Genomic DNA, 18,430 nt, shown 5'->3' with positions numbered 1-18,430 from the left:
GGGCGAGGCATTATCATCACATAACTGGGGCTTTATTTATGTGACACGAAAGAGAATATCTCTATGCCACATAAAAGTCAGTCTAATCACAACAAAGTGATTGCAAATGTAAGGGCTGTTTTGTCTCTAACTCGATATCTTGATTTTGCCTAAAGTCAAATGGAGTGATGCCATACTCTTTACGAAACATATACGTAAAGTGTGATTGCGAGCCAAAGCCGAAATCTAATGCAATATCAAATATTGAGCGGTCACTGGTGCGTAAAAGATGGATAGCCCCCGCTAAACGGCGTTGGCGAATATACTTTCCTAAAGAGGTGCCCGTGACTTCTTTAAAAATTTTCTGCATATGCCAAAGGGAATAGCCGGAGTAAGCCGCTAGCTCTTCAAGGTGTATTACGCGACCTAAATGCTCCTCAATCCATTTACTTAGCGCGCAAACTAATGCGAGATGATTATCTTGTGGCATTACAGTTCCATTCTATCGATGAAGTTAAGGTAAAAAACAAAATTAACTCCTTAATATTATACAAAAAGTGGCAAACAGAGAAATCCATATTAGTTGATTGCTGTTTCTATGTGTTGGCAAAATGTGTAATTAAAATAAAAATGCCTATTTTGCGTACAATTAAGAAAAAATAGTGCCAATTATCTGTTTTCTGTCGAGGAAGCATTTAACTTTCTTTATGAAAACTATGCTAAATTTAATCTTAGAGATAACTTATTGCGAATTTTATAACAACAGTGATAGGCGTTGTTATCGTATTAAAGCGAATGCCTATTTTGTAATAAGTACTATAAACAAAATGTATTTAAAGGATTTTAATTTGAACGCAAAGAAAATAATTATTAGCTTAATAATTATATTAGCTATCAGCTTGGGGTTGTACCTTGTGGCGTTAGATAATTTTTGCGATCAAGGCGAAGATTTTCAGCAAGGTATCTGTCGCTTTACCATCTTATTTCCCTCTAAGCAGCCGTAAAAAACCCGCTTTCTATGCTTTTTCCCCTCTATCACAAAATGTATTTGTTATTCAAGTCAGATTAGTGTTTTAATGGTGGCTTGAAATAAACAAAATCGTAAACATTGATTTACACTTTTACCTGATAGATGAAGAAAAGAGGATGTATGGCGAAAGAGTCGCAACAAGCAGAATTAAAGCGCGGTCTTAAAAATCGACATATCCAGCTGATTGCGCTGGGTGGGGCTGTCGGCGCTGGTCTGTTTCTTGGTATCGCGCAAACCATTAATATGACTGGGCCATCAGTTATATTAGGCTATGCGATTGGTGGTTTTATTGCGTTTATGATCATGCGCCAACTTGGTGAAATGGTTGCCGAAGAGCCGGTTGCGGGTTCATTTAGTCACTTTGCCAATAAGTATTGGGGGCCATTTGCTGGCTTTTTATCAGGTTGGAACTACTGGGTTATGTTTATTCTTGTCGGTATGGCTGAATTAACCGCCGCAGGAAAATATATTAATTATTGGTTACCTGATATTCCGGTGTGGGTTTCGGTAGCGGTGTTTTTTGTTGCTATTAATTTAATTAACCTAATTAATGTCAGAATGTATGGTGAAACCGAGTTTTGGTTTGCCATTATAAAAGTTTTGGCGATCGTTGGTATGATTTTATTTGGTAGCTATTTATTGGTCAGTGGTAATGGTGGTCCACAAGCTTCTGTGAGCAATTTATGGGAGCTAGGTTTCTTCCCTCATGGCTTTACTGGGTTTATGTCTGCATTAGCTATTGTGATGTTCTCATTTGGGGGACTTGAGCTGGTGGGGATCACCGCCGCAGAAGCAGAAAATCCTAAAGTAAGTATTCCCAAAGCAACTAACCAAGTTGTTTATCGTATTTTGATTTTCTATATTGGTTCATTGATTGTACTGCTTTCTCTTTATCCTTGGACCCAAGTGGTGAAAGGAGAAAGTCCTTTCGTACTTATTTTCCATAATTTAGATAATTTTGTTGTTGCCCATATTTTAAATGCGGTGGTTTTAACCGCGGCATTATCTGTCTATAACAGTGGCGTTTATTCTAATAGCCGGATGCTGTACGGTTTAGCCAAACAAGGCAATGCACCGCATTCATTATCTAAGGTTAATAAACGTGGTGTACCTGTTATTTCTTTGGGGTTATCTGCGATAGCCACATCACTCGGGATTTTGGTTAACTATTTACTCCCTGATCAAGCTTTAGAGCTATTAATGGCATTAGTGGTAACAACATTAGTGCTTAACTGGATCATGATCTGTTTAGCAAACTTAAAATTCCGTGCAGCTAAAATTAAAGAGGGTGTAGAGCCTTCATTTAAAGCACTTTGGTATCCTTATGGTAACTATCTGTGTTTAGCCTTTTTATGTATGATTTTGGTCATTATTCTAATGATGCCAAAAATTAATATTTCCGTTATTTTGATGCCATTTTGGGTAGGCTTGCTCTGGATAGGTTTTAAGATCTCAAGAACTAAAAAATCGCTGACAACCACACAAGCAAGGCAAGATAGTTAAATTATCTTGGCTAAGTTAGCCTAAGCGAAAGATAAGAAAAACGCGATATTAAAAAAGTGACTCTAAAAAGGGTCACTTTATTTTTTTATTAGGGCAATCGATCACTGCCAACGTAACCAAGCAAATAAAACATTACCGTTATTATAGGTTCCTGGTACATAAGTCGCCTGTAATGATAAGTGTCCATAACCGACTGACACTAGCGGTAGAGGTAATGGCATAGGAATATAGTTATACTCATGACGAGCAGTCACACTTAAGGTAAAGCCCGCCCCCATGCGAAAACCCTCTCTATCTCCACCGGGATACCACATTTTTTCAAAACCATAGCCCATAATAGGTTGTACACGATTATTGGAATCCATAAAGGCCATAGCATATAAGCCATGCCAATCACCCTCATTATCATAACGATATTTACCCATACCAAATCCCCAAGGCGTTTCGTTATAACGATTGGTTTTTTCTTTATCGTAAGTAAAACGGTTATGCCAAGTCCATACCGGTAAATAGTAGTTATATTGGTCATTATCCCAAGTTTGGGTAAGATTACGTTTAAATTTTCCCCAATAGCTTTCCTCATTTTTTTCTGAGAAAGTGTTCTCTGCTGGCTGAGGTTTTTTTGTCGTAATAGTCTGAGGTGTGTTTTGCGTATTTTCAGAAGCAAAAGCAGGTGCTGTTAACGTAACTGAAAACAGTGTAGCTGCTAATAGGCTAGAGTGAAAATAGGTAGATGACATATATAACTCCGAATACGGCATTGCGGTGGTTCTGGTAATGTTAAAAAAATTTGTGTCATAGTGTTATTTAATTAGTGAAATATTCAGATAAGAGCTATCCGAAATTGAACTATTTTAATAACATTATATTTAATTTCAAATGGTTACAAAGAGATGCATCTCAGTTGCTCCCATTTAAAAGATAATTATTTATAGTATTAGTTAATATAATTGAGGATTTATTAAGCTTAATAATGATACATAATTTATTAGATTTTAGAATAAAAAAAACTAAGTAAGATAATAACGATTAAATATTATCTAAAAAACATTATAACATAATATAACGATTACATATCCATCGGTTTTTTTATCGCATATTGAAATATTAATATAACGTTAATAATGAATAGTGTTTGTTATATGGGCAAAAATAGAAAAGTTAACTTAAAGCACGTTAAGTGAGCTGATAAAGGTTGTCATTATCAAGCTAGCTTCTTTATCTTCTGCATGCGATACTCTTGTGGCTTATATCATATAAGCTTTGGCTCGGGGCGCCTATTGGCTGAGATGAACCCGTATAACCTGATCTGGATAATGCCAGCGTAGGGAAGTCAAGGTCACTGTGCTGATTAACAGAGCCCGACTTTTCTGTAACTGGTAAAGGAGGAGTTAATTAGTGAGATATAACGCGTTGTCTATCGCCGGCACCGATCCGAGTGGTGGGGCGGGGATACAGGCTGATCTGAAAACATTTTCCGCACTGGGTGTATATGGCACAACAGTCATGACTGCACTGGTAGCGCAAAATACCTGTGGTGTACACTCTGTCTATGATTTATCCCCTGATTTTGTCGCAGCACAATTAGATGCGGTACTTTCTGATGTCAGAATAGATAGCGCTAAAATTGGTATGCTTTCTAATGCCAGTATTATTGATGTCGTTTGCGATAAACTGCAGCAATATCCCATTCCTTTTGTCGTACTTGATACTGTTATGCTTGCCAAAAGTGGCGATCCACTGTTACAACCTGATGCTATTGATAAAATGTTCACTCAGTTATTACCCCGCGTTGATTTGATCACGCCAAATCTGCCTGAGGCGGCAGCACTATTAGGTTGTGATATCGCGACAGATGAAACAACTATGAAACAACAAGGTGAAGCATTACTTTATCAAGGTTGTCAGGCGGTATTGATGAAAGGGGGCCATTTAAGCGAGAAAGAAAGTCCTGATTGGTTATTGACCCAAGATGGGCAATGGCGATTTACTTCACCGCGCATCAATACAAAAAATACTCACGGTACGGGATGCACACTTTCAGCCGCTTTAGCTGCTATTCGTCCTCAAGTTTCTGATTGGCAAAGTTGTGTTGAACAAGCAAAAGCCTATTTACAGCAAGCGTTAGAACAGGCAGACAGTTTAGAGGTGGGACAAGGTTTCGGCCCTGTACATCATTTTCATCGCTGGTGGTGATATCAAAAAGCCCCTATTAAAGGGGCTTCAATGCGTAATTTAATCGTAAAAAATTAAGCAATAGTCACAGATTTATCTAAATAGACATCTTGTACGGCATTAATTAGAGCAACACCGTCTTTCATGGATTTCTTAAAGGCTTTACGACCTAAGATAAGCCCCATGCCCCCAGCACGTTTATTAATGACTGCAGTACGTACTGCATCAGCAAGATCATTATTACCCGATGCTCCACCTGAGTTAATTAATCCTGCACGTCCCATATAGCAGTTAGCTAATTGGTAACGCACTAAATCAATGGGGTTTTCGCTCGTCAGTTTAGTGTAAACACGCTCATCAGTATGACCAAAACCAATCGCTTTAAAGCCACCGTTATTTTCAGCCATTTTCTGTTTAACAATATCGGCACCAATGGTTGATGCTAAATGGTTGGCTTGACCTGTTAAATCAGCACTTGCATGGTAATCAACCCCATCTTTCTTAAAGGCTGGATTACGTAAATATGCCCATAATACGGTAACCATGCCTAATTCATGGGCACGTTCAAATGCCATCGAGATCTCTTCGATTTGGCGGCGGCTTTCTGGAGAACCAAAATAGATAGTCGCACCTACAGCAACAGCCCCCATTTCAAAGGCTTGTTCAACACTGGCATACAGCGTTTGGTCGTATTGAGTTGGATAGCTTAATGTTTCGTTATGATTAAGTTTTACCAAAAATGGGATTTTGTGTGCATAACGACGAGAAACAGAAGCTAGAACACCATAGGTGGAAGCAACACAGTTACATCCGGCTTCAATGGCAAGCTCAACAATATTTTTGGGATCAAAATAGAGTGGGTTCGCGGCAAATGAGGCAGCGGCAGAGTGTTCAACACCCTGATCGACAGGTAAAATAGAAAGATAACCCGTTCCTGCTAAACGACCATGGTTAAACAGGGTTTGCATAGAACGCAATACGGTATTAGGGCGATTGTTATCAATCATCACACGATCAACAAAGTCAGAACCTGGCAGGTAGAGATTTTCGCTTGGGATGGTTTGGCAGCGATGTTCCAATAATGAGTTAGCATCAGCACCTAACAAACTTACTATATCAGTCATTACTTACTCCAGTTCACGATGAGATGACAGTGATTGTCATTTATCTACATTAAGATAACAAGTCACATTGGGGCGGTAACCGGCAGTGGATCGCTTCAGGTAGTACAATAAATTCAAATTTATCCCCTAAAAGGGGTTCACCATCTAAATTAAATACCATTTCATGAGCCGCACTAATAGTGACCCAATCACTTTCTCGCTCAATAATTTTGTCATTTTTCTTACGATCGAACAGACTGGTTAATAGAGAAGGAAGCAATTCACGGGCTTCAACAAGGGTAATATTGAGTTTATTGTCATTAATCAGTGCTTCGGGGCAAAGTTGTTGTCCACCTCCCGCTTGGCGTCCATTACCAATACCGATAATTAAAGCTTCACCTTTCCAATGAAAATTTTCAGCTTCAACGGTGCATTGATCCGCTTTTAAGGTATCAATACGCAATAAACCATTAATAAAATATGCAGCACCACCTAAGGCGGATTTTAGTGCTTCAGGGGTTTCAGTGGTGATCTTGGTGCCAAAGCCACCTGAGGCCATATTGATAAAGTAATGTGTTTTGTTCACATTAATAATATCGACAGGAACGGCGCGACCTTTAATCGCTAAACTGAGCGCTTTGTCCATCTCTAATGGGATTTGTGCACTGGTGGCAAAATCATTTGCAGTCCCTAAAGGGATAATGCCTAACGCGGGGGGCGAAGAGGGGGCTAAACGAACCAGCTCAGAGGCGACATTGTTGATCGTACCATCACCCCCTGCGGCGATAATGGTTTGCGCTTGAATATGTAGTGCTTCTTGCACAAAGCGTTGAATATCACTTGATTCCCATGTCACTCTGACTTGGATATCATTACCTTCCTTGCGTTGTTGATAAACCGCTTGTCGCAGAGCCTCATTGCCTGAGTTTTTTCCATTGATAATCAGCAAACTGATTTGGCCCATCAATATGACTCCTTAATTAATATGACTTATTTAAAGATAATGGATATTAGGCGAATTACCATTTTTTTTACAAAGTATCACCAAAGCCAAAAGCAATTTACGTTACTCAAAAAATAATAATAAAAATAGCGGGGGATAAAAAAAGAAAAGGCAAATCCAAGGGAGATTGGATTTGCCAAGGAGGTGGTTCCTAGTCTTACTGTATTCATTCTAGTTCTTTATTTTTCGAAATAGATGATACGGCAAATGAATAGGTATTGATGTGATCTATCTTTGAAATTGACCACATCAAATCAGATAATGATGATTTACTTCACTTCTACCGCATCAATTTTATGAGGTTGACGGGTTGTCGTTCCTGGCAGATTACGAATAAGCAGTGCAAAGTTTAAATCAACATCGTCAGGAACAGGTAAATAAACCACATGGCCATTACCCGGAGCGACATCTGTCGGCTGTTGTTTTTTATTAAATAACGCATCTAAAGTGAATTGAATATTTCCTGTTGGTGTCATTAGCTCTAAGCTATCACCTAAGATAAATTTATTTTTAACATCCACTTCAGCTAAACCGTTAACACGTTTACCTGTAAATTCCCCTACAAACTGTTGTGTATCTGATACCGAATAGCCGTATTCATAGGTTTGGTAGGCATCATGGGTATGGCGACGTAAAAAACCTTCGGTATAACCGCGGTGTGCCAAACCTTCTAGCGTTGTCAGCAGTGTCGGATCGAAAGGCTTACCTGCAACAGCATCATCAATAGCACGGCGATACATCTGTGCTGTGCGTGCGCAATAATAGAAAGATTTAGTACGACCTTCAATTTTCAATGAATGTACACCCATCTTAGTTAACTGCTCAACGTGTTCGATAGCGCGCAGATCTTTTGAGTTCATAATATAAGTACCGTGTTCATCTTCGAACGCCGTCATATATTCACCCGGACGTTTAGCTTCTTCAATTAAGAACACTTTATCAGTGGGGGCACCTACACCTAACGTTGGCTCAACATTTTTTACCGGGATAGGTTGGTACTTCTCGACGATATTCCCCACTTCATCTTCTTTGCCTTCTTCAACTTTGTATTCCCAACGGCAGGCATTTGTGCATGTACCTTGGTTTGGATCACGTTTATTGATATAGCCTGATAATAAGCAACGACCCGAATAAGCCATACACAAGGCCCCGTGAACGAAGACTTCAAGCTCCATATCAGGGACTTGTTTACGAATTTCTGCAATTTCGTCAATAGATAGCTCACGAGAAAGAATAACGCGAGTTAAGCCCATTTGACGCCAGAATTTTACGGTAGCCCAGTTAACGGCGTTAGCTTGTACTGAAAGGTGGATATCCATATCAGGGAAAGCTTCACGCACCATCATGATCAAACCCGGATCAGACATAATCAGCGCATCAGGCCCCATATCAATAACTGGTTTTAAGTCACGGATAAAGGTTTTTAATTTTGCATTATGGGGGGCGATGTTAACCACAACATAGAAGCGTTTACCTAATTCATGCGCTTCTTGTATTCCTTTAGCAAGGTTTTCGTGATTAAACTCATTATTACGTACGCGTAAACTATAGCGAGGCTGACCTGCATAGACCGCGTCTGCGCCATAAGCGAATGCATAGCGCATATTTTTTAATGAGCCTGCAGGAGAGAGCAATTCGGGTGTAAACATGATTAATTTCCTGGTTCTGATTTCAAGTCAGTCCCCTACACAAAAGGTAAGGGTATATCATAAAGGGGAGGATTCTAGCGCTTAACTGTAGCGAGGTTCAATGTATTCCTGAAAAAATATCATCGAAAACGATAGGCTGCGGTTTCCCAACGATAGCCTTGTCCATAAATTGAACGAATAAATTCAATTCGATCGTTAAGTTGCTCAAGTTTGCGCCGTAAGTTTTTTATATGGCTATCAATAGTACGGTCGGTTACGATGCGATAATCATCATACAGATGATCCATTAACTGGTCACGGCTTAACACTTTGCCCGGTTGTGTAGCTAATGCTTTAATAAGACGAAATTCAGCGGTAGTTAAATCAAGAATTTTATTATGATATTGAATTTGGTAAGCCTGCTCATCAATAATAACTAAGGCGCTATTTTGCACAATATCCTGTGGCCGATAATAGCGACGCAATAATGTTTTTACACGGGCAACCACTTCTCGAGGGCTATAAGGTTTGCAAATATAATCATCAGCACCAATTTCCAACCCTAATAGTCGGTCTACTTCTTCTGTTTTTGCGGTGACCATAATAATAGGAATATCGGAGAACTGACGTAACTCTTTGCATAGGGTAATACCATCTTTACCCGGTAGCATCAGATCAAGCAGGACTAAATCGTAATGAGATTGTTTGATATGTTGTATAACCTCAGTACCATCTGCCAGCCACTGCGTTTGATAATCGGATGCTTGAAGATAATCAATAAGTAATTGTGCCAATTTCGGCTCATCTTCAACGATTAAAATTGAATATGTAGATGTGGTCGTGGTCATTGTCTATATGGCTCAATAGTTATCAATTAGGACAATAATATTTAGTATAATCAATAGAGCAAAATTTAATTATCTTCAGAATAGACAGGTAATACGATAAGTATTTTTACTCCACCGATAGCGGATGGCATAGCCGTAATTTTACCATTATGAGCTTCGACAATATTTTCGCAAATAGCAAGCCCCAAACCAGAGCCACCGCTGGAACGATTACGAGAGCTTTCGGCCCGATAAAAACGTTGGAATACCGCTTCATATTGTGCTTTATCTAGCCCCGGGGCACTATCTTCCCACACAATCAACACATTATTATGTTCTCTTTTGCTACTAATATGCAATTGACCACCAGAATTGGTATAACGAACACTGTTTTCTAATAGATTATGAAAAAGTTGGATCAACCTATCCGGATCAGCTTGTACAATCAGTTTGACGTTATCATCTAAATCAGTCTGTAAAGCAATCTCTTTGGCTTGATAAATATGCCGATAAGAGGCGACAGCTAACAAAATAATTTCATTAATATCAATAAAATCCTTACGATAGGTCAAAGAGCCTCTATCAGATAATGATAGCTGATGTAGATCGTTTACCAGTTTAGTTAAATTTGTTACTTCAAAGAGTAATGAATTTAAAGTTTCTGCAGTTGGCTTTCTTACACCATCTTGTAACGCTTCAAGCTCTCCTTTTAAGATAGCCAATGGCGTACGTAACTCATGGGAGATATCTGCCATATAATCACGGCGAATTTGCTCATTTTTTTCCAGTGTACTGGCAAGTTGATTAAAATCCGTTGCTAACTGGCTGATTTCATCTTTATTGGTTGGGGTCACGCGAACAGCAAAATCGCCAGCGGCTAATTTATGGGTTGCCTCCACTAATCGCTTTACTGGGCGGATCATGCTGCGTGACAGTATTAACGTAATTAATAGCGCAAAAAGCACCGTTAAGCCAGCAATGATCCAACTGGTGCGTAACTGTTGCTTATCAAAGCTAATATCTGCTTCGTTGCTGATTTTATCCGCTGCACTGACAATCACCCAGCCGACAATTTCATCATGGTAAGTAATAGGTTTTTTAAAGGTTTCTGCGGGAAATTGATTATCATGGCCAAATAAGCGTTTCATCTGTTTATCGACGATCCAAAACTGAGTACGCCATCCTCGAGGGGCAGGGCCTTCACCACTTTGACTTATTTGGTCAATGGTTCTTAGTATCTGATAAATAGAGCGATCATCTCGATTAAGAAAACGCCAATCTCCAGTTAATTGATATTGATCGCTTAATGCTTCGGCTAACAAGGTTGCCCGTTGTTCACTGTTCTTCTTGATATAGCCAATAAACCCCTGCTGGAAGCTACTACGAATACCGATATGCATAGCAAATACCACTATCATGCAAGTCGCGAAGATCACCAAAAATAGCTTACTTCTTAATTTCATGCATTTGCCTCTTTTTTGTTATGGCGTCGCTGTTGCCAACGTTGGCGAGCACCATCAAAAAACAGATAGATAATCGGAGTGGTATACAGGGTTAATAATTGGCTCATAAGCAAGCCACCCACAATGGTAATGCCTAATGGCTGCCTTAATTCCGCACCATCACCACTACTTAGCATCAGAGGTAAAGCGCCAAAGAGCGCGGCTAAGGTAGTCATAATAATAGGGCGGAAACGCAATAAACTGGCTTGAATAATCGCTTCTTGAGCGGATAGTTTTCCTTCTCGTTGAGCCGTAATCGCAAAATCCACCATAATAATGGCATTTTTCTTCACAATACCAATTAACAACATAATGCCAATAAGAGCAATTAAGCTAAAGGGGGTATCAAACAAGCGCAGTGCTAATAATGCGCCAACACCGGCAGAAGGCAATGTGGATAAAATAGTCAATGGATGAATATAGCTCTCATAAAGCACACCAAGGACAATATAGACGGTGACAATAGCCGCTAAGATCAAGATAAGCTGTGACTTAATGGTTTCTTGAAAAATTTGCGCTGTACCCGCAAAGGTGCCTCGTACCGTGTTAGGCACACCTAACTCTGTCATGGTTCGCTCAATGGCATTAATGGCATCAGATAAGGTATAGCCCTCTGGCACATTAAAAGCGATGGTAGAGGCGGCAGATAACCCTTGGTGATTAACACTTAAAGGTGCATTAGCTGGATACCAACTGGCAAATGCAGATAATGGAATACGTTCACCTTGTGTATTCATCACATACATTTTATCTAGTGCAGAGACATCTTGCGTATATTGTTCAGACACTTCCATCACGACTTTATACTGATTTAGCGGGGCATAAATGGTAGAGATCTGCCGCTGCCCAAAGGCGTTATTTAATAAATTATTGGCATCACTGACATTAATGCCTAATTGCGACATAGTATCGCGATCATAAGTGAGTGCCATTTCGGCACCTTTATCTTCTTTATCTGAGTTGACATCAACCAGCTCAGGTAATTCGCCTAACGCTTTACGTATTAATGGCTCCCATTTACGTAATTCACTTAAATCATCAGCGAGTAAAGTAAACTGATAACTGGCATTGGCTTGGCGTCCTCCTGCACGCACATCTTGTACAGGCATTAAAAATAGTGTTGCACCGGGTTCATTAGCCAGTTTGATACGAAGGCGATTGATCACTTGATTTGCACTATCTGTGCGCTCTGAGAGCGGATTAAGTGAAATAAACATAAATCCACTATTAATACGTCCTCCTCCCGTAAATCCCGTGACGCTATCAACATCCTTATCCGCATTAATCTCCTGCATAAAACGGGTCATTTTTTCTTTCATCGATTGGAATGAAATACTTTGGTCTGCACGTACAAATCCCATTAAACGACCGGTATCTTGATCTGGAAAGAAGGTTTTTGGCGCACTGATATATAAATAAGCATTCAGTCCTAAGGTGGTAATAAAAATAGCCATGATCCAGCGTTTATGCCGTAATGCCGCTTGTAGTGTGACACTGTAACCTTGTTGTAAGCGAAAAATTAACTTACCAAATCCGCGTAAATGTGACTGTGCTTTGGGTTTTATGCCTTTTAATAAATGGGCACACATCATTGGGGTTAATGTTAAGGAGACAAATAAAGAGATCCCAATCGCGGTGGTTAAGGTAATGGCAAACTCTTTAAAAAGTCGTCCGACAAGGCCATCCATCAACAAGAGAGGAATAAATACCGCCACCAATGAAATACTCATTGAAAGTACCGTAAAGCCCACTTCGCTAACCCCTTTTAGGGCGGCTTGTTTAGGTTTTAAGCCATTTTCGATATGGCGAGAGATATTTTCGAGTACGACAATCGCATCATCCACGACAAAGCCGGTTGCAACCGTTAATGCCATTAATGATAGATTGTTTAAGCTAAAGCCACATAAATACATGGCTGAAAAAGTACCAATTAATGAAACGGGTACGGCAACAGCGGGGATCAAGGTAGCACGCCCTGAACGTAGAAATAAGAATACCACTAAAATAACCAGTGCCACGGCAATCGCTAATGCGCGTTCAACTTCTGCTAACGAGGCACGAATAGTGGGGGTTCTATCTTGAGCTACCTTTAAATTGACACTGGCAGGGAGTAGCTCACGTAATTCGGGGAGTTCATCACGAATGCGGTTGACAGTTTCGATGATATTGGCGCCTGCTTCACGGCGAATAACCAGTAAAATAGCCGGTTCACCACCACTCATTCCTGCCGCCCGTGCGTTTTGTACAGAGTCTGTCACTTGGGCAACATCACTTAAACGCACGATAGCATCTTGATTATAATGCACAATAATTGGGCGATAATCTTGAGCTTTGCTTAACTCATCGTTAGTTTGTATCTGCCAACGATTTTCATCATTATGAATAAAGCCTTGTGGTCTTCTGACATTGGATTGACTAATGGCTTTGCGTACATCATCAAGACTGACATTTTGATTAAATAGCGCATCAGGATTGAGTGCAACACGCACAGCCGGCAATGAACCTCCCCCTACGGAAACTTCACTTACTCCTTCAATTTGCGAAATTTTTTGTGCCAAGCGTGTTGATGCGAGATCATAAAGCTCACCGGTATTTTGTGTCTCTGAGGTCAGCGTTAAGATCATAATCGGTGCATCAGAAGGATTTGATTTGTAATAACGCGGGCGACTTGGCATACCTGAAGGTAATAGGCTTTGTGAGGCATTTAACGCAGCCTGTACATCTCTAGCTGCGGTATTAATATCTTTATTTAAGTCAAATACTAATGTGATACTGGTACTACCTAAAGCACTACTTGACGTCATCTCATCAATCCCCGCAATACGCCCTAAGGAGCGTTCAAGGGGAGTGGCAACAGAAGAAGCCATCGTTTCAGGTGATGCCCCCGGTAATGAGGCATAAATATTAATGACCGGATAATCAACTTGTGGCAGTGGTGCGACAGGCAACAACATAAAACCTAACGCACCACAAAGAGAAATGGCTAGGCTAAGTAGTGTAGTAGCAACAGGGCGTTGAATAAATAGAGCAAACAGCTTCATGACACCGCTCCATTATCATGTTCAACGCGTTTATGGCGATTAAGGTAAAGTGATAACTTATCAAACAGCAAATAGATAACAGGGGTGGTAAATAAGGTGAGTATTTGACTCATAATTAAGCCTCCCACCATACATACACCTAATGGTTGGCGTAATTCAGCCCCTACGCCAGTGCTTAGCATTAAAGGTAATGCACCTAATAACGCAGCCATAGTGGTCATTAAAATAGGGCGAAAACGTAGCAGACAAGCTTGATAAATTGCTTCGTAAGGAGATAGTCCTTGTTCTCTTTCAGCGGCCAGTGCGAAATCGATCATCATGATGGCATTTTTCTTAACAATACCAATCAACAAAATGATGCCAATAATCGCAATAATATCTAGCTCATTACCGGCTGCCATCAGTGCCAATAATGCACCGACACCTGCAGTAGGTAGGGTAGATAAAATAGTAATTGGGTGAATAAAACTTTCGTATAACACGCCTAATACAATATACATAGCAACGATGGCCGCAATGATAAGCCACAGCGTGCTGGAAAGGGCGCTTTCAAAAGCTAATGTAGCCCCTTGAAACTGTGTCGTAATATCTTTTGGCATCGCAATTTGCTCTTCTGCTTGCTTAACGGCATTAACAGCGGCTTCAAGAGATGCGTCTTTAGCGACATTAAATGAGAATGTGGTAGCAGGAAATTGCTCTTGGTGATTGATAGATAAAGGCGCGAGACGTTGCTCCACAGAGGCAATAGATAAGAGTGGCACCATAGCACCCTCTTTGCCGGTTAAATGAACTGCAGAAAGTGCCTGTAGTCCTTCACTATTGTGCATATTTTGTTCTAAGACAACACGATACTGATTTGCTTGGGTGTAAATCGTTGAAATAAGTCGCTGTCCAAAGGCATTATACAGCGCATTATCAATGGCACTCATTGAGATCCCTAAGCGACTGGCTGAATCTCTATCTACATTGATATAGGCCATCATCCCATCAGCTTGCCAATCACTGCTGATGTCGGTAAGTTCCGGACTCTCTTGTAGTGCCTGTGATAATTTAGGCACCCAATAGGCAAGCTCATCGAGCGAGGTTGCTTGCAAGGTAAATTGATATTGAGTACGGGAAACTTGTGTATCAATAGTTAAGTCTTGTGTGGGTTGTAAATAGAGTGTAATACCTGCAATAGATGCGACTCGTGCTTGTAAACGAGGAATAATTTCATCAATGCGTGAATCACGTTGATCGAGGGGTTTTAAGGTAATTTGCAAGCGACCTGTATTGAGGGTGGCATTACTGCCATCGATACCCACAAAACTCGCAATATTCTCAACGGCCGGATCGTCAATCAGTTTCTCAACCACTTGTTGTTGTTTTTCAACCATCGCTTGATAAGAGATGGATTGTGAGGTTTCTATTGTACCTTGTAGTAACCCATTATCTTGTAAAGGGAAAAAGCCTTTAGGGATAAATAGATAGAGCAAAACTGTTAGTGCTAATGTACTGAGGGCAACACCTAATGTTATCCATTGATGATTTAATACACGTTTTAACCAAACCGCATACACGGCGATCATCTTTTCAAAAAAGCGCTCACAAGCCATTTCAAAACGATTGTGCTTAATTTGACTTTCTGGTTTAAGTAAGCGCGCGCACATCATTGGCGTTAAGGTTAAAGAGACTACCGCGGAAATTAAAATCGCCACGGCTAAGGTAATGGCAAACTCTCTAAATAAACGACCAACAATATCTCCCATAAATAACAGAGGGATCAGTACGGCAATTAAAGAAAATGTCAGTGAGATAATAGTAAAGCCGATTTCTCCCGCCCCTTTTAAGGCTGCGGTTAACGGCTTATCTCCTCGCTCTAGATAACGGGAGATATTTTCTATCACCACAATGGCGTCATCAACCACAAAGCCTGTCGCAATGGTAAGTGCCATTAAGGTGAGGTTATTGACAGAAAAACCGCAAAAATACATCACCGCAAAAGTACCCACTAAGGAGAGGGGGACGGCAATGCTAGGAATAAGAGTGGCAACACCATTACGTAAAAATAGATAGATAACCATGACCACAAGTGCAATCGCCAAGCCCAGTTCAAACTGGACATCTTTCACTGATGCCCGAATGGTCGTGGTTCTATCGGTTAAGATCTCAACATTTACCGACTTAGGCAAATTAGACACTAAATCCGGTAATAAATTACGAATATTATCTGTTGTTTCAATAACATTAACACCCGGTTGGCGTTGCACATTGATAATAATGGCTTGTTGATTATTGGCCCAAGCACCAAGCTGGTTATTTTCTGGGGCTTGTTCAATGGTGGCAATATCGGCAAGGCGGATGGGGGCGCCATTTTTATAGCTAACAATCAGTTTGCGATAATCATCTAATGATTTCATTTGATCGTTGGCGGATAACGTTACCGAGCGAGTGGGGCCATCAAGGCTACCTTTGGCAGAGTTAACATTGGCATTATTAATAGCCACGCGGATTGTTTCACTATCTAACCCATAAGAGGCGGCTGCTTGGGCATTCAATTTTACGCGCACAGCAGGGCGTTGTCCGCCGGCTAAAGAGACTAAACCAACGCCGTTAACTTGCGATATTTTCTGCGATATTCGCGTTTCTACCATATCCTGTAGCTGTGTCATCGGCAATACAGAACTGGTGACGGCTAAGGTTAGCACTGGCGGATCAGCCGGATTTACTTTGCTGTAAATGGGCGGATAAGGTAAATCAGTAGGTAATAAGTTAGTTGCTGCATTAATGGCCGCTTGTACTTCTTGCTCTGCGACATCTAACGGTAATGTGAGTTGGAACATCAATGTAATGACTGATGCCCCACCTGAACTTTGTGAGGACATCTGTTTTAAGCCTGACATCTGTCCAAATTGACGCTCTAACGGTGCTGTTACCGCAGAGGTCATCACCTCGGGGTTTGCCCCAGGATAGAGTGTGACGACTTGAATGGTCGGATAATCAACTTCAGGTAATGCAGACACTGGCAGCATACGATAACCGACAATTCCTGCTAATAAAATCGCGACCATAAACAGCGTTGTTGCCACTGGACGTAAAATAAATAAACGAGATGGCCCACCACCTGTAGCGGGGATTTTTTCGCTCATTATGCTTTCTCCGCAACAACGGGATCTGTGGTTTTAGCTTTAGGTGCCAGCGGTGTTACAATCTCGACTTTGGCACCTTGCGTTAATCTATCCACACCATCGGTGACAACACGTTGATTAGCGGATAACCCTGAGGCAATGACAACTTTATCTGCATTTTGTGATGCAACCTCAACAGCGAGTTTGCTGACTTTGTTTTCCTCATCAACAACCCAAACAAAGTGTCCTTCATTTCCCATTTGTAATGCTGCATTGGGGATCACTACCGCTTTTTCTAATGTAGTGACATATAAACGAATATTGACAAATTGATTGGGAAATAGCGTACTTTCTTGTTGAGGAAAACGGGCTTTTAATTTGATAGTCCCTGTAGTGGCATCAATTTGATTATCAACACTAAATAGAGTCCCTTGTGCTAATTCAATTTTATTATTTCTGTCTAATGCAATAACAGGTAATGTAGGGCTATTTTTACGGGCTAAGATAACCTGTGAAAGATCTTGCTCTGGTAATGTAAAGAGTACATCAACAGGATCCATCTGGTTAATAACGACAATTGGCGTAGATGAGCCACCAGAAATATAGTTACCGACATCAACCTGCTTTAATCCCACCCGTCCTGAAATAGGGGCCGTTATTTTGCTATAGGTTAATTGTAATTGTGCATTATTAATTGCTGCTTTATCGATACTAATACTGGCTTCAGACTGTTTGACTAAAGCCGCTTGGTTGTCTAATTCTTGTTGTGAAACCAAATGGGTCTTTGCCAGTTTTTGGTAGCGAGCTAAATCAAGGCGCGCATTTGCCAGTGTGGCCTGATCTTTTGCCAATTGCCCTTTAGCTTGCGCTAATTGCACTTCAAAAGGACGTGGGTCGATTTCTGCTAACAAATCGCCTTGATTCACTTGTTGGCCTTCGGTGAAATGCAACGCCATTAATTGCCCTTCCACACGGCTTGTCACGGTCACACTATTGACGGCTTTCACTGTACCTAAAGCAGTTAAAAATTGCGGCACATCTTCTTGTGCAGATGTCGCCACTTGTACAGGAGGCATCGGTGGTCGTCTTGAGCCAGCTGTACTTCTATTTGGTGTATTCGCAGTAGGGGTATCTTTACTCACAGGAGGTGCGCTGTTGTTTGAAGAGTATTGCCAATAGGCGATAGCGCCAGCGATAACAATAAGCAGGGTGATAATAAGAGAAAATCTTTTTTTGGTCTTTTTGTTGTTATTCATTGCGTTGGTGATCCTACTGACAACTCGCTAATTGAGAAAAAATGAAATGACACAATCAATTATGACATTCTACCTATTTCTTTAGGGGTAAAAATGGAGGAAATATGAAAATTGAGTCAAGGAATGTGTTTATTGATTATATTCTAATCAGTTGTTGTCACTTAGCAATAATATGCTGGAGTTATCTCTTTTTTATAAAGAGAAAAACGATTTCTAGCTAGCTATCTCGGCGCACTTTATTTTTATCCAAAGCACCGTAAAACTCCGTCCTTCAGG

General features: G+C 40.6%; 13 protein-coding genes and 1 riboswitch. Of the genes, 3 read left to right on the top strand and 10 right to left on the bottom strand.

Annotated features, from left to right (window positions below; translation table 11 throughout):
- Positions 1 to 82: 82 nt before the first annotated feature.
- The gene (locus HMPREF3129_RS04250) at positions 83 to 469 is read right to left on the bottom strand and encodes a helix-turn-helix domain-containing protein (RefSeq protein WP_020945857.1); all 387 of its coding nucleotides are present in this window, start codon (positions 467 to 469) and stop codon (positions 83 to 85) included.
- A gap of 217 nt (positions 470 to 686) precedes the next feature.
- Here HMPREF3129_RS04250 and mgrB point away from each other — a divergent pair, with 217 nt between their 5' ends.
- Both mgrB and HMPREF3129_RS04240 read left to right on the top strand, forming a co-directional pair.
- The gene (gene mgrB, locus HMPREF3129_RS19115; protein WP_004243459.1) at positions 687 to 983 is read left to right on the top strand and encodes a PhoP/PhoQ regulatory lipoprotein MgrB; all 297 of its coding nucleotides are present in this window, start codon (positions 687 to 689) and stop codon (positions 981 to 983) included.
- Between the two features lie 146 nt (positions 984 to 1,129).
- Positions 1,130 to 2,512, top strand: coding sequence for an amino acid permease (locus HMPREF3129_RS04240; RefSeq protein WP_004248300.1), 1,383 nt, complete (start codon positions 1,130 to 1,132; stop codon positions 2,510 to 2,512).
- A 101-nt stretch (positions 2,513 to 2,613) separates the two neighbouring features.
- Here the strand turns inward: HMPREF3129_RS04240 and pagP are convergent, their stop codons facing one another.
- Positions 2,614 to 3,252: a lipid IV(A) palmitoyltransferase PagP gene (pagP, locus tag HMPREF3129_RS04235; protein ID WP_004243456.1), complete on the bottom strand. Its 639-nt coding sequence runs from the start codon at positions 3,250 to 3,252 to the stop codon at positions 2,614 to 2,616.
- 519 nt (positions 3,253 to 3,771) lie between these two features.
- A riboswitch (TPP riboswitch) is annotated at positions 3,772 to 3,860 on the top strand.
- Between the two features lie 50 nt (positions 3,861 to 3,910).
- Between pagP and thiD the strand changes: the two genes are divergently transcribed.
- Complete coding sequence (thiD, locus tag HMPREF3129_RS04230; protein ID WP_004248297.1) at positions 3,911 to 4,708, top strand: bifunctional hydroxymethylpyrimidine kinase/phosphomethylpyrimidine kinase; 798 nt, start codon at positions 3,911 to 3,913, stop codon at positions 4,706 to 4,708.
- 53 nt (positions 4,709 to 4,761) lie between these two features.
- Here thiD and fbaB read toward each other — a convergent pair whose 3' ends face one another.
- The 8 genes from fbaB to HMPREF3129_RS04190 form a co-directional block, all read right to left on the bottom strand.
- On the bottom strand, positions 4,762 to 5,811 hold the full coding sequence (fbaB, locus tag HMPREF3129_RS04225) for a class I fructose-bisphosphate aldolase (RefSeq protein WP_004243453.1): 1,050 nt from the start codon (positions 5,809 to 5,811) through the stop codon (positions 4,762 to 4,764).
- A 49-nt stretch (positions 5,812 to 5,860) separates the two neighbouring features.
- A complete protein-coding gene (yegS, locus tag HMPREF3129_RS04220; RefSeq protein ID WP_004243451.1) occupies positions 5,861 to 6,754 on the bottom strand; it encodes a lipid kinase YegS in 894 nt (297 codons plus the stop codon).
- Positions 6,755 to 7,062: 308 nt separating this feature from the next.
- Positions 7,063 to 8,442: a prephenate-dependent tRNA uridine(34) hydroxylase TrhP gene (gene trhP, locus HMPREF3129_RS04215; RefSeq protein WP_004243450.1), complete on the bottom strand. Its 1,380-nt coding sequence runs from the start codon at positions 8,440 to 8,442 to the stop codon at positions 7,063 to 7,065.
- Between the two features lie 119 nt (positions 8,443 to 8,561).
- Positions 8,562 to 9,269: an envelope stress response regulator BaeR gene (baeR, locus tag HMPREF3129_RS04210; protein ID WP_036918522.1), complete on the bottom strand. Its 708-nt coding sequence runs from the start codon at positions 9,267 to 9,269 to the stop codon at positions 8,562 to 8,564.
- A gap of 65 nt (positions 9,270 to 9,334) precedes the next feature.
- Complete coding sequence (gene baeS / locus HMPREF3129_RS04205; RefSeq protein WP_004243448.1) at positions 9,335 to 10,711, bottom strand: envelope stress sensor histidine kinase BaeS; 1,377 nt, start codon at positions 10,709 to 10,711, stop codon at positions 9,335 to 9,337.
- Positions 10,708 to 13,791 carry a multidrug efflux RND transporter permease subunit MdtC gene (gene mdtC, locus HMPREF3129_RS04200; protein ID WP_036918519.1) on the bottom strand — a complete coding sequence of 1,028 codons (3,084 nt, stop codon included), beginning with the start codon at positions 13,789 to 13,791 and terminating at the stop codon, positions 10,708 to 10,710. Before mdtC ends, baeS begins: the two co-directional genes overlap by 4 nt.
- Positions 13,788 to 16,919, bottom strand: a complete 3,132-nt coding sequence (locus tag HMPREF3129_RS04195; RefSeq protein ID WP_004243446.1) for an MdtB/MuxB family multidrug efflux RND transporter permease subunit — start codon at positions 16,917 to 16,919, stop codon at positions 13,788 to 13,790. The genes mdtC and HMPREF3129_RS04195 overlap by 4 nt, the downstream gene beginning before the upstream one ends.
- Entirely contained in the window at positions 16,919 to 18,154 is a 1,236-nt protein-coding gene (locus HMPREF3129_RS04190; protein ID WP_004243444.1) for an MdtA/MuxA family multidrug efflux RND transporter periplasmic adaptor subunit, read from the bottom strand. Before HMPREF3129_RS04190 ends, HMPREF3129_RS04195 begins: the two co-directional genes overlap by 1 nt.
- Positions 18,155 to 18,430 lie beyond the last annotated feature (276 nt).

It is taken from the genome of Proteus sp. HMSC14B05, from assembly GCF_001808035.1.
In the GTDB taxonomy this organism is placed as follows: Bacteria; Pseudomonadota; Gammaproteobacteria; order Enterobacterales; family Enterobacteriaceae; genus Proteus; species Proteus mirabilis.
The sequence above is the reverse complement of the archived record's forward strand: the minus strand, read 5'-3'. Positions and strand labels throughout refer to the sequence as shown.

Coding starts and splice junctions, on each gene's coding strand:
- HMPREF3129_RS04195 (WP_004243446.1), bottom strand. CDS start 16,919: ATGAGCGAAAAAATCCCCGCTACAGGTGGTGGGCCATCTCGTTTATTT.
- HMPREF3129_RS04250 (WP_020945857.1), bottom strand. CDS start 469: ATGCCACAAGATAATCATCTCGCATTAGTTTGCGCGCTAAGTAAATGG.
- trhP (WP_004243450.1), bottom strand. CDS start 8,442: ATGTTTACACCCGAATTGCTCTCTCCTGCAGGCTCATTAAAAAATATG.
- mdtC (WP_036918519.1), bottom strand. CDS start 13,791: ATGAAGCTGTTTGCTCTATTTATTCAACGCCCTGTTGCTACTACACTA.
- baeS (WP_004243448.1), bottom strand. CDS start 10,711: ATGAAATTAAGAAGTAAGCTATTTTTGGTGATCTTCGCGACTTGCATG.
- fbaB (WP_004243453.1), bottom strand. CDS start 5,811: ATGACTGATATAGTAAGTTTGTTAGGTGCTGATGCTAACTCATTATTG.
- HMPREF3129_RS04190 (WP_004243444.1), bottom strand. CDS start 18,154: ATGAATAACAACAAAAAGACCAAAAAAAGATTTTCTCTTATTATCACC.
- HMPREF3129_RS04240 (WP_004248300.1), top strand. CDS start 1,130: ATGGCGAAAGAGTCGCAACAAGCAGAATTAAAGCGCGGTCTTAAAAAT.
- baeR (WP_036918522.1), bottom strand. CDS start 9,269: ATGACCACGACCACATCTACATATTCAATTTTAATCGTTGAAGATGAG.
- pagP (WP_004243456.1), bottom strand. CDS start 3,252: ATGTCATCTACCTATTTTCACTCTAGCCTATTAGCAGCTACACTGTTT.
- yegS (WP_004243451.1), bottom strand. CDS start 6,754: ATGGGCCAAATCAGTTTGCTGATTATCAATGGAAAAAACTCAGGCAAT.
- mgrB (WP_004243459.1), top strand. CDS start 687: ATGAAAACTATGCTAAATTTAATCTTAGAGATAACTTATTGCGAATTT.